13 protein-coding genes are annotated in these 13238 nt (G+C 35.6%); all 13 read right to left on the reverse strand.

The window, feature by feature from the left end; all coding sequences use genetic code 11:
- The 13 genes from LAU42_RS06535 to LAU42_RS06595 all read right to left on the reverse strand — a co-directional run bounded on the left by LAU42_RS06535 (position 1) and on the right by LAU42_RS06595 (position 13237).
- Positions 1-345 carry a diacylglycerol kinase family protein gene (locus LAU42_RS06535; protein ID WP_224184765.1) on the reverse strand — a complete coding sequence of 115 codons (345 nt, stop codon included), beginning with the start codon at positions 343-345 and terminating at the stop codon, positions 1-3.
- A complete protein-coding gene (ybeY, locus tag LAU42_RS06540) occupies positions 345-809 on the reverse strand; it encodes an rRNA maturation RNase YbeY (protein ID WP_224182835.1) in 465 nt (154 codons plus the stop codon). Before ybeY ends, LAU42_RS06535 begins: the two co-directional genes overlap by 1 nt.
- On the reverse strand, positions 810-1754 hold the full coding sequence (locus tag LAU42_RS06545; RefSeq protein ID WP_224182836.1) for a PhoH family protein: 945 nt from the start codon (positions 1752-1754) through the stop codon (positions 810-812). It abuts the gene before it with no gap.
- A gap of 69 nt (positions 1755-1823) precedes the next feature.
- Entirely contained in the window at positions 1824-2231 is a 408-nt protein-coding gene (locus LAU42_RS06550) for a PH domain-containing protein (RefSeq protein WP_224182837.1), read from the reverse strand.
- Between the two features lie 120 nt (positions 2232-2351).
- Positions 2352-2888: a hypothetical protein gene (locus LAU42_RS06555; protein WP_224182838.1), complete on the reverse strand. Its 537-nt coding sequence runs from the start codon at positions 2886-2888 to the stop codon at positions 2352-2354.
- An 11-nt stretch (positions 2889-2899) separates the two neighbouring features.
- Positions 2900-3889, reverse strand: a complete 990-nt coding sequence (gene floA / locus LAU42_RS06560) for a flotillin-like protein FloA (RefSeq protein WP_224182839.1) — start codon at positions 3887-3889, stop codon at positions 2900-2902.
- Positions 3890-3906: 17 nt separating this feature from the next.
- Positions 3907-4536: an NfeD family protein gene (locus tag LAU42_RS06565; RefSeq protein ID WP_224182840.1), complete on the reverse strand. Its 630-nt coding sequence runs from the start codon at positions 4534-4536 to the stop codon at positions 3907-3909.
- A 144-nt stretch (positions 4537-4680) separates the two neighbouring features.
- Positions 4681-4857, reverse strand: coding sequence for a 30S ribosomal protein S21 (gene rpsU / locus LAU42_RS06570; protein ID WP_041636032.1), 177 nt, complete (start codon positions 4855-4857; stop codon positions 4681-4683).
- Between the two features lie 118 nt (positions 4858-4975).
- Positions 4976-6319 (reverse strand): tRNA (N(6)-L-threonylcarbamoyladenosine(37)-C(2))-methylthiotransferase MtaB, encoded by a 1344-nt coding sequence (gene mtaB / locus LAU42_RS06575; protein ID WP_224182841.1) that lies wholly within the window; start codon positions 6317-6319, stop codon positions 4976-4978.
- A gap of 124 nt (positions 6320-6443) precedes the next feature.
- Positions 6444-8045 carry a right-handed parallel beta-helix repeat-containing protein gene (locus LAU42_RS06580; protein ID WP_224182842.1) on the reverse strand — a complete coding sequence of 534 codons (1602 nt, stop codon included), beginning with the start codon at positions 8043-8045 and terminating at the stop codon, positions 6444-6446.
- 587 nt (positions 8046-8632) lie between these two features.
- Positions 8633-10234, reverse strand: coding sequence for a right-handed parallel beta-helix repeat-containing protein (locus LAU42_RS06585; RefSeq protein ID WP_224182843.1), 1602 nt, complete (start codon positions 10232-10234; stop codon positions 8633-8635).
- 2 nt (positions 10235-10236) lie between these two features.
- Positions 10237-12498 carry a polymorphic toxin-type HINT domain-containing protein gene (locus LAU42_RS06590; protein WP_224182844.1) on the reverse strand — a complete coding sequence of 754 codons (2262 nt, stop codon included), beginning with the start codon at positions 12496-12498 and terminating at the stop codon, positions 10237-10239.
- A 1-nt stretch (position 12499) separates the two neighbouring features.
- Positions 12500-13237 (reverse strand): 16S rRNA (uracil(1498)-N(3))-methyltransferase, encoded by a 738-nt coding sequence (locus LAU42_RS06595; protein WP_224182845.1) that lies wholly within the window; start codon positions 13235-13237, stop codon positions 12500-12502.
- Position 13238 lies beyond the last annotated feature (1 nt).

Below are 13238 nucleotides of genomic sequence, written 5' to 3' on the forward strand. Positions count from 1 at the left end.
CTAGAATAACTTTGATATATACGGTATAAAAATAATCATACCGATAAGCAGGCTCATGATGGATGCAATTAGTACTGCAAGACTTGCTGTGTCCTTTGCGTATTTCGCTAATAGATGATATTCATCTGTAACGAGATCTACAACATATTCAACAGAAGTATTGATTACTTCCATAAAGAGTACTGCACTTATAGCAATAATGATAAACAACCATTCCGTTCTCGTGATATTAAATAATACACTAATAATGATGACGAATAAAGCAGCAATTAAATGAAGGAGAAAATTTTTATCTTTGCGTAATAATACAATCAGTCCTTCAAGCGGATGTTTAAACCGTTTAATCATGCGTCGCGACTTAAACCGAAAGCATTTAATATTTCGTCCTGACGACCGAACATACGCGCTTCGTCTGCTTCGTTCATATGATCATAACCAAGCAGGTGCAGTAAACCATGCAATGATAAAAACCCAAGTTCACGTTCAAATGAATGTCCATATTCCTCAGATTGCTCTAATGCGCGTTTCACACAAATAATGATATCGCCAAGTACACGAGGTGCATCCGGCATTTCAAAGTCATCTTCACCTTCTTCAAGCGCGAAGCTAATTACATCTGTTACAGCATCTTTATTACGGTATGCTTTATTTATCGCCTGAATTTCTTCCTCATCAACGAATGAAACTGCTACTTCAGCTTCCTCATCAATACCTTCCTGCGAAGCTGCAAAAATAAGTAATCGTTCGATCTCAGGTAAATGTTTCGCATCAATTTGTCCATTATCATCAATAAAATCTACAGTTAACATTTATACGTCTCCTTCATATGCATTAATAATCTTTCCAACGAGTGGATGTCGTACTACGTCCGCACCATCAAAATGATGCACTTCTATACCTTTAACATGGCTTAAGCGTTGAACCGCTTCAATTAACCCGCTCTTAACACCTTTAGGTAAGTCAATTTGTGTTTCATCACCTGTAATGACCATCTTAGATCCAAAACCTAAACGTGTTAAAAACATCTTCATCTGTGCCTGTGTCGTATTTTGTGCTTCATCTAATATTACAAATGCATCTTCAAGTGTACGTCCACGCATATAAGCAAGCGGTGCGATTTCAATAACACCTCGTTCAATAAGACGTGCTGTATGCTCTGCACCTAAAACGAAATGCAGACCATCATATAACGGTCGTAAATATGGATCTACTTTCTCTTTCAAGTCACCAGGTAAGAAACCTAATGATTCACCCGCCTCAACAGCCGGACGTGTCAGTACGATACGCTTAACTTTACCATTGCGTAAGCTTTGAGCTGCCATAACAACAGCGAGGAACGTCTTACCTGTTCCTGCCGGTCCTATCCCTATAACTAAATCATTCTTCTTAATCTGATGAACATATAATCGCTGTCCCATCGTCTTCGCACGAATAGACTTCCCTGATGCATCTTTCGTAATTTCTTCATCATACAGATCACTTAAATAGTGTATCGTTCCTTTTTCTGACATCTGAACAGCAGACTGTACATCACGCAACGTAATTGTCGTACCCTTTTGAATAATCTTAAGCAAACTTATAATGACTTCCTCAGCCTTACGCACAGCTTCATTATCGCCATGAATCGTAAGTTCCTGACCACGGGTATGCAGTTCCACACCATAAACTTCCTCAAGATAATTTAAATATTCATCGTTATTGCCAAGCATCGCCTGGGCTTCATTTATATTGTCAAAGCGAATGATATCAGACATTCAAAAACTCCTTTATTTATCGTTAATTTAACTTTATCAGTTTGAGAAATAACAAACAATTAATTTATATTACGCAGTGTTTAACATTGTATCCGCTAAATTGAAGTTCTGAATTTGTATGTCAGGATTTACCTTCTTTAGATGTGCTATAAATTCCAGCGTCAACTTCGGCTTCACAACGACTTTCTGTTCATTACCGTAAAGCTCTACAAGAATATTATCCCTAACTTTCACAAGATTGATTAACTCAATATCGCGTATATTAACCGCTTTACGCTCAAACCCTTTCGTAATGAATAAAACATTGCGTTCTATATCATAATATTCCCTGAATAACGTAAAAAGCAGCAAGCTACCAAGTAATAGTGATGCAACGCCGCTTGTAACAGGATTCAGATAAAATGCAATGGATACGAGAACGATTATGATTATGAGCATTAATTTCTGAAATGAATTGACGATACTTTTATATCTCATGCCATCACCTCTTACCATTATTTTATCAAATTTTAAACTGCATACGTTAATACTTTCTACAGAAAGATCCAAACTTATAACTAAAAAAACCTTAAGTGATTTACATCACTTAAGGTTTAACTATTGCATTGATTTCGGCTTTCCGAGTACTTCACTCATGATTATACCATTAACAACTGCAGCTTTATCGAAAGTCAGATCATCAGCTGCAACTTCGATCTCCTGTGTCATTACTAAACTTTGTATACGATTTTGTTTCTGGCGTGCTGTCAGATTATCGTCATTTTCAATCTTATAAATCTGTTCAGCGAGCGTGAAGTTATGTGATGGTTTCATACGTGTAACTTTTTCTTCAGCACGCTTAACATTTTGTTTCGCATGCTGCGTCACACTTTGTTGCTGTACTACTTTTTTCGGTTTTATTCGACCGAGCGTCTGTCCACGAGGTTTTTCTGATTTCTGCTCAGTATCATTATTCATACCTTGATTAATCGTGGCCTCGATTTGCTGTAATTGCTGCTGAAACTCCGATAAGACACCTTTAGCATCAGAAGCTTTACGATTACTGCTACTTTCGTTACCTTTATTTTTGTCCAGTAATGCAGAAACACCACTAATAACAGCAATCATAATAAATATAATTGTACCTACACTCATCAAATCACCCTTTATTTTTTAGGCGTATCATCATTCTTATCTGTCATCTTATTAATTGCGTTGCGCATACCAGTGTCTGATTCAATATTCTTTAAATTGTAATATTCTTTAACACCAATATTACCTGACTTTAACGCTTCAGCCATCGCAAGTGGTACTTCAGCTTCAGCTTCCACAACTTTCGCACGCATTTCCTGTACGCGGGCTTTCATTTCCTGCTCTTGTGCTACGGCCATCGCACGACGTTCTTCTGCTTTCGCCTGTGCGATATTCTTATCTGCAAGCGCCTGTTCTGTCTGAAGATCAGCACCGATATTTTTACCGATATCTACATCAGCAATATCAATTGACAGAATTTCAAATGCTGTACCAGAGTCTAAACCTTTCCCTAATACTGTTTGAGAAATCATATCCGGATTCTCTAATACTGACGTATGCGAATGACTTGAACCGATTGTAGAAACAATCCCTTCACCTACACGGGCTACAATCGTTTCTTCACCAGCACCACCGACAAGACGCTCGATGTTGGCACGTACAGTAATACGCGCTTTCGCTTTTACTTCGATACCGTTCATCGCTACACCTGCAATAAATGGCGTTTCGATTACTTTCGGGTTAACAGACATCTGTACCGCTTCTAACACGTCACGGCCTGCTAAATCAATTGCAGCACCGCGCTCAAACGGTAAATTAATATCTGCACGTTGCGCTGCTATAATTGCATCAACAACGCGGTCAACGTTACCCCCTGCTAAATAATGTGACTCTAACTGGTTTGTCGTTAATGATAAACCAGCTTTATGCGCTTTGATTAATGGATCGATAACGCGACGTGGTGATACACGACGTAATCGCATACCAACAAGTGTACCGATACCGACTTTAACACCTGCAGCTAACGCTGAAATCCATAGTCCTACAGGTACAAACGAGAATAATATCATCAAGAAGACGATAACGATAAATGCAATAATTCCAATACCGATTAAACCTGACATTCATTCCACTCCTTAAATTAAATTGATTTAACGACGACACGTGTGCCTTCAACTTCAATAATTTTAACTGAAGTATCCTTCTTAATAAACGCACCTTCACTCACAGCATCGATACGTTTATCGTCATGCACAATTATACCGGAAGGTCTTAGATCAGTTAAACAAACAGCCATCTGCCCGACTAAATATGACCTGTCATCATGTGATGTATAACCTGATTCCTTATTCGTTGAATCGTGCAGCACGACTTGCTGGAATAAAGGAATTCTCTTTTTGAAAAACTTTACAATAATCACCCATTCTATTAATGCAATAATGATACAAATCGATACGAATAGTGCCATCATCAGCATATTATCCCCAATAAGCAGGAAACTAACAACAATACAGATCATACCGAGTATACCGATCACCGCACCGATAATAAACAACTCTAAAATGACGAGTAATATACCGCCTGCAAACAGTATCATTGCAAGTGCTTCAATATCATTATGATATAAATTCATAATAAAAAATAACAAGCTTGCAATCACACAAATAATACCCGCATTACTGATTCTCGGTGTATAAAGTTGCCATATACATGACACCGTCATAACGATCATCAATAAAAGCAAGATGATATTCTGTAATGAAAAATCCAACTGAACACCTCCTTATATCCATTATACAGAAAATTGACTCACAATATATGTAAAAATATAAACTTTATGAAAAGTTCACAAAAAAAGAAGTCTGGAATAATTTCCAGACTTCTCATCTATAAACAATATTTGAGGGAGCAAATATTATTTGAATTTACGTTTACGCGCTGCTTCTGATTTCTTTTTACGTTTAACACTTGGTTTTTCGTAGAATTCACGTTTACGAACTTCTTGAATCGTACCATTTTTAGAAACAGTACGCTTGAAACGACGTAAAGCATCTTCAATTGATTCGTTTTTACGAACTACAGTTTTAGACATATAATTTCCCTCCCTCCAAATATCAACGGAACATTTTAAACATAGATATAAGTAAAATATTCTATGTACTAAAACATTATAATACAACAGTTACACGAGGTCAATAACGAATTTTTCGTTAATGAACTTGCATTTCTGCCTTCTTATAAGCATTCGGAATGACAGTAACAAACGTACCTTCATTCACAGGATAGCCACTCTTATCAATCTTCACTTTAACGAGCTCACCAATTAAACGCTCATCTGCTTCAAACTGAACCTTTAAATAGTTATCCGTATAACCAACAAGCATGTTACCATTGCTAGCTTTCTCTTCCGGGATAACTTCTAACACTTCACCTTCGAAATGACTTGCGTATTCTTTTGCAAGCTGATCGCTTAACGCAATTAAGCGATGTACACGGTCATTCTTCACGTTCTCATCAATCTGATCCGTCATTCTGGCAGCAGGCGTACCTGTACGCATTGAGTACGGGAAGACGTGCAGTTCACTGAAACCGTGCGCTAAAATAAAGTCATACGTTTCCTGGAATTCTTCCTCAGTTTCACCAGGGAAACCGACAATAACATCACTCGTTACCGCTAGGCCTGGCATAATCGCATGCAATTTCTTCAGACGCTCAGAAAAATGTGACATCGTATATTTACGACGCATACGTTTTAACACAGTATCACTACCAGACTGAAGCGGAATATGTAGATGACGCACGACTTTATTACTCTTGTCGATAACATCAATAACTTCATCCGTTAACTGACTCGCCTCAATAGAAGAAATACGAATACGTTTCAGACCATCGATTGTTTCGAGATCACGAAGTAACTGCGCTAGATTATAATCCTTTAAATCTTCACCATAACCACCAGTATGAATACCCGTTAAAACAATCTCCTGGTAACCAGACTGAACAAGCTGTGTTGCCTGACGAACAACTTCTTTCGGATCACGAGAACGCATTAAACCACGCGCCCAAGGGATGATACAGAATGTACAGAAGTTATTACAACCTTCCTGAATCTTCAAAGACGCACGCGTGCGGTCAGTAAAGTAAGGTACATCTAACTCTTCATACGTACGATTCTTCATAATATTTGTCACACCGTTAATCGGTTGACGCTCTGCGCGGTATTGTTCGATATATGGCAGCATCTTATGACGATCCTGCGTACCGACAACGATATCTACACCAGCTATATCCATAATTTCTGCAGATGATGTTTGTGCATAACAACCCGTAACACAAATTACCGCATCAGGATTACGACGAATCGCACGGCGAATCACCTGACGACTCTTCTTATCACCTGTGTTTGTTACTGTACATGTATTAATAACATAGACATCAGCATTTTGTTCAAAATCAACACGCTCATAATCAGCATCTTTAAATAACTGCCAAATCGCTTCTGTTTCATAATGGTTTACTTTACAGCCCAATGTATGAAATGCAACTGTTGACATATATTCACCTCATTTATAATTCTTTGCATTATATAAAAATACCACGAATAGTAATAAGTTTCAATGTCATTGCATACAATATCAATGCGCATCACTATATAACACTACAAATTTAACGTCAGCATTACATGAAATCATCAACGGTGACAGGATTTGTAATCTTCACATTCTCCTGTGTTAATTTTCTCGGTTTATCTACAATAATGTCGGTTAAACTTGAATCGATGATGACGTCCTTCAAGGAAATCATATCATTCTTAACCCCTCGTACCGCGCCCTCTTCATCAATTTCTATAAATTTCGTTCTCTCAATATTCAGCTGACCACCTTGCGTTACGACACCGGCAATGGTAGTGTCAATCTCACTGTCCTCCACATTGATCACACTTGCTTTCAAACCAGATAACGCTGCCATATTCGCATTATCAAACTTGCTACGCTTAACGTTTAATACCGATTTCTGATCAACAGTGACATGATTTTCATCTGCGTATGAAAATATACAATCTTCAACAGCGATACTGCAGTTCTTTCCGATTTGTATATTAGAAGTTGCTTTTCTAAATTTTGAATTTTTTATTTTCAATTCAGACCCATCTTCACTATAAATTGCTCTATAAAAACCTTCAAAATTTGAATTTTTAACAACTATTTTACTATTTGATTTCGTTTGAATTCCAACATGTGCGTTATATAAATTAGATTTGTAAATCATTATGTCCATACTTTCTTTACTATAGAATAACGGAAAATTTTGATTTCCAGTTATATTTGAATTTTCAACTGAAACCTTACAATGTTTTTCGACACTAGCAACTGCTAAGTTAACATCAATATTAGAATTAATGATATTTAAATCTGTTGTATTAATTTTCATGACACTGTATGCGTTGTTTTTATTGTATGGCCTAATCATCTCACAATCTATAAGATTGATAGCGCTGTTTTCAGAAACAATACCAATTTCATCAATTATTATCTTACAATTTTTTAAATTTAATTTTCCATTATATACTGGTATTAAAAAGCCTTCCTCAGCCTCCAGAATTAAATTTTCTAAAGTCAAAGCATTACCATCAATTTGGAAAATTCCTTCTTGTTTAGCTGCTTTAAGTTTTGTTTTTCCATCTCCTTTTATATGTATATCCCTGTTAATCTTTGTACTTAGCTCGAAAACACCATTTGGTAATTCAATCATTGAATCAGAACTATTTTTAAGAAAATTTAAAATTATATCACTTGATTGTAATTTTAATGATTCATTTTTATGTATATACTTATTATCAATGAGATTTAACACATCTTCTCTATTAAATTCTAGTGCATTTTTTCTGAATATTGGAATATATTCTTTGCTCGCATGCTTTAACATATATTTAATAAATTCATAGTCAAATTGATAATAGAAGCTTAATTGAACATTTTTACGATCAATCTTTAAATCATTATTAATTAAAAACAATGCAATTTTTTTATTTCTTGTTCTCAAAGCCTTAGTTAATAAATTATCATCATTATTTTCGGGGATAAAATTAATATCAATTAATTGATTTGTAATCACATACTCAAGAATATCTAAGCGATTGCAAGATATTGCATAGTATACAATTGTTTCATTCATAAATATATTATCCAAAATATTTGGTTTTTTTATTAGTGACTTAAAGTCATCTAACGTACCTTCCCTCACTATTTTATAATTTTCTTTAATATTAATTTCTTCCATCTTTAGACCCCCAATAAAATGCTATTTCCCCATGTTTATTTAAGACTTCGATTATTTCAGTTCTACCTAAACCAGCGTTATGAACATTAATCAAATCATCAACTAATTTTTCTAAATTTTCTGTGCAGTGTAACCCTTTAATATTTGGTACCCAAACTAAGTTTTCTAAACCTTTAATTGGATTAATTCCATAATGACTTAATATCTCCTGTCCACTTTTAGATAACCTTTTTTATTTTAAACCAAGACCACACTTGTAAACAATATGGTGAGCATGTGGTCTTACCATCCACTCTGGTGGATCACCTACATAACTACTAGTAAATCACCATTATCAAACTGATCTCTCACAAAGACTGTACAATCTATTTTTACCAGCACTCTTACATTTCAACCGAAATAACCATGATAATCCTCCACCTCAAAGTTATATACTTCCGTATTTGCGAATATAATTGTTTTGATGATGTCAGTTTGGTTATGGAATATATCCGTGACAACCTAAAAATTATTAGTCTCTTTTTTATAGTTTTAGTATATAAAACAGGCTGCAATATTTCTATTTGCAGCCTGTTTACATTCATATATTATAAATCATCAATCGTTACAGGATTTGTAATCTTCACATTCTCCTGTGTTAATTTTCTCGGCTTATCTACAATAATGTCGGTTAAACTTGAATCGATGATGACGTCCTTCAAGGAAATCATATCATTCTTAACCCCTCGTACCGCGCCCTCTTCATCAATTTCTATAAACTTCGTTCTCTCAATATTCAGCTTACCACCTTGCGTTACGACACCGGCAATGGTAGTGTCAATCTCACTGTCCTCCACATTAATCACACTTGCTTTCAAACCAGATAACGCTGCCATATTCGCATTATCAAACTTGCTACGCTTAACGTTTAGTACAGATTTCTGATCAATTGTGATATGGTTTTCATCTGCAGATGAAAACTGACTATCTTCAATATTCAATTCACACTTTCTACCCGCTTGAATACAAGAGCCAGCCAATTTCATTTCAGTGTTATTGACTTGAACATTGTTGTTATCACGACAATAAATCATTCGATCAAAATGTCTGAACATTGTATCAGTCACTTTAATATTACTATTATCCTTAACCATTATTCCTGCTTTGGCATTGAATAATGAAGAATCACTTATTTCAATATCCATACTCGTATTCGTGTAGAACATTGCGTGTTCTATATTACCTTCGAACTTAGAATGCTCTACAACCACCTTACACCCAGACTTCATCTGCGCAAATGCAATCTCTACTTCAACCATTGAACCTGAAATTGTTAATGCACTGCGGTCTATCGTAATCACACTATGCGCCGGCATGTCTGTTCCTTCTTGAACAATTTCACAGTCAACAAGTTCAATCGTACTATCCTCCCCGAAAATACCATAAGCCCCAATTGAAAGCTTACAGTTCTTCAGAACTAATTTCCCATTAATCACAGGAACAAGGAACGCGTCTTTCGCTTCAAGTATCAATCGTTCGAGAACAACACTTGCTTGATTCACCTGGAAAATCCCTTCAAATTGAGAAGGCTTAAATTTTGTATTCTCACTCCCAATAATATGAACGTCTCTCGTTATCTCATGACTCAATTCGTATGTAGCATCAGGTAACTCAAGAACAGTTTCAGCACTATTATCAATAAATTCTATAATAACGTCACTAGATTGACGTTTTGCTTCCGGTGTTTTTGGAAGATACTTCTCATCTATTAATTCAACTATGTCAGTTCTATGTAACCTTTTACTAATATCACGTAGCTTTCTAAAATCTATTTCTAACGTAATATTATCAATTAACTTACAAATAAGATTAATGTTTATATTTCGATCAACAGCAGTATATATGCTATCATAGGTAACTTTAATTTGTTTATTAAGCATCAATTCAATCAATTTTTCATTTTCTGTCTCTACAACTGACGTCAGTAAGTCAATATTTTTCATTTTAGGATTTATCAGAATTGAGTCAATATTATTAATAATAAACTTTAAGATATTATTAGGCTGATTATAAATTATTCTTTGTAAAAAAGATTTGTATTTTCCTCCATCAAATATAAATTCATTATCCACAGAATATAATTCTAAAAAACTTTTGTAATCATCATTATTAATAATATTATTTATATGTCTGATTTTTTCAATATCCATTCTTAACTCCCCCATTTATGCGCAATACTACCATATTTATTAAGCACCATTTGTATTTCATTCCTTGAACCACCTTCTAAATAAACTCTCTCCAATTCATCAACAATCTTTTCAAGATTTTCAGCAGTATGCAATCCTTTTACATTCGGTGCCCATACTAAATTTTCTGGTCCTTTTATTGGATCAATTCCATAATGCCTTAATATCTCCTGTCCTCTTTTTGATAACCTTCTTTGTTTTAAACCCAGACCACGTTTGTATATAATATGGTGCGCATGTGGTCTTACCATCCATTCTGGTGGATCTCCGACATAACTACGTAGTAAAGCACCATAATCAAATCTCATCTCCGCATCTGTACAATCATTATGCAACAGCACACTTACATTCCCAACGAAATAAGTATGATAATCCTCTACTTCAAAGTTATATACTGCCGTGGTCTTCTCTTTTGTTTCAATTTTTCTAATTCTTATCAACTGATTTTGACACAACAGTGTATCACCATCAGTTAATACTTCTGCCACGATGAATCCTCTATTCGTTGTATAGTATAAATGTTGCGGTGTAGATTTGATTGTTTCACCACTTACGAGAGTAATTGTCGTGATGACGTCTGTTTGCTTATGGAATATATCTGTGACTTTCTTATATGTAACCCTTCCAGTTTCCATGCATCGAGATAAAACTTCATCTCTGACTTGAATCGTTTCAATTGGTTTTAAACCAAACTTAGTTTGTATCAAAGTCCCCGCCACGAAACAGTTCTTAATAAGATTCAACTCACACAACTTAGCTTTGGCATCTGTCATCTTACTTCTTAGTATAATCTCTAATTCCTCTCGTGTTAAACGAAACACAGGCTTATCAAACATCTTCACATGCAGATGATTACCGACAAGTTTACTATATTCTAAGTTATTAAACGCGCGTTTCGTCCCACTACTCACATTATCAATAAACTGATTGAATGCTGGTTCGTAGTGCTTTCTAAACTGTTCTACAGGCCTTGCGATTGTTTTCTTCACGTGTGAGATATCGTGTATCACGCGATCTTTCACAACACGATATGGAATTACTTTCTGACTTAGCACAGATGGTAGACGTTGTATGTTTGTATTTTTAACGATTTGGTTTAATACATGATCACCAGACAGTTTTGGTTTGATTAAACTATCTAATCCAAAACTTTTCTCAAATGTATTATTAACACCATTTTTGATATACTGTGTACTCCGTGAAACCCACTCACTCGATTTCTCCAGCACTTCTTTTCCATGTAACCGTTCCATTAAACGCTGTGCATTATCCTTGCTCAACTTATCTGCAAACGATGACTTTAACACCTTTAAATGATCAGGCATCTTAATGTGCTTTGAAACCCCCGACTTCAATACTTTCGCAGACGCCTTCACACCCGACTTCTCCAGTACTTTCATCAGTAATTTCTTACCCGCGCCTTTCAAAAATGGCGGTACTGGTATTAACGACGCACCTTCAATCCCACGTTCAATGTTCGATAATTTTCTTCCTGAGATTAAGTTTCTTCCTGTTACCACATTCCCTGCTGAATAAGCTGTATAAGCTCCAGCTGCAATAGCACCGGCAACTGGATTTATTATTGTCAGTCCAATTATCCCTGCTGTAGCAACGACATCAAAAACCATTTCCTTACGTTCTTGCGCTTCTCTTTCGAGCTCCGCCTTTCTTTCGGCCTCGAGTCGCTTCGCTTCTTCATCATAACTTTCATAATCAAAACTATTTCCTTTAAGGTACATATCTACAAATTCTGCTTTCTTTAAATCTTTATTTTCTTTATCTTTTTTTATTTGGTTATAGTTCTGATCAATTATTTTCTGAATATTTTTATCTGATTTTAGCAGTTCTTCAAGTGAGTATACATTACTTTTTTCTGCTTCTTTTGCGTCACCTTTAATTAGTCGAGTTGTTGATTGATATGTTTGATGGTGTCCTGTACTTTCTTTTTTTACTAGAATCTCTTCAATTTTGACGTTTGAAAATTTCTCCATTACAGTATCTAAATTATTTGTAAATGGCGTACCTATTTTATCTTTCAGACGTGCGTCTATTTTTGAAGCATAATCGAGCATTTCGTACTGATAGAAGTCCATGACTTTCTTTCCTTTAGTTCCTATCTCACGCGCATCAATGTGACAGACACCATCCTCATCATAAGCATGAATGGCGTATATAGAAAAAACCAGCAGAAATATCTGCTGGTTTTTTCTATATTTATTATACACTTTAATTCAACTCAAAATGAAAACTCATTGATGACAATGCATAAAGCGGTGCCGTCTCTGCTCTTAATATACGAGGTCCGAGCCCTATTACTTTACTACCAAACTGAGCCACTTCCGCTTCACTCAGTCCACCTTCCGGACCAAAGATTACACAAACTTTCTCACCTTGCTTCACATTTTTCAATGCTTCTGTAAAGCTCTTCATCTCACCAGACTTCGCTGTCTCTTCATACGCAATCAGCACATGATCAAATGCTTCAAGCTTTTGTACGAGTGCTTTTCCACTTTGAGCAAAGTCAATCGTAGGAACAATTTGTCTGTAACTCTGCTCAGCTGCTTCTTTAACGATCTTAGAAAATCTTTCTAATTTCTTCTGAAACTTCTTTTCGTCCACTTTAACGATTGTTCGCTCACTTACAAACGGGATAAACGCACTTGCGCCAAGTTCTGTCGCTTTCTGTATCATCCATTCATACTTATCGTTTTTAAGTAACCCACTCGCAATCGTTACAGATATAGGCATTTCCGTCTGTATATCGATGTGTTCAATCGGTTTTACTGTAATTTCAGATTGTATATCAATAATCTCACAGATCATCGTATCATTCGTAAAGTTAATAATCACTTTATCGCCAATTTGCTGTCGCATGACGTTCTTTATATGATGCACATCATCTTTACTACTGATCTGATATGTTTGATTGAATGCACTCACTTCATCAAGAAAATAACGCTGCATA

The organism is Macrococcus armenti (assembly GCF_020097135.1).
Lineage (GTDB): Bacteria > Bacillota > Bacilli > Staphylococcales > Staphylococcaceae > Macrococcoides > Macrococcoides armenti.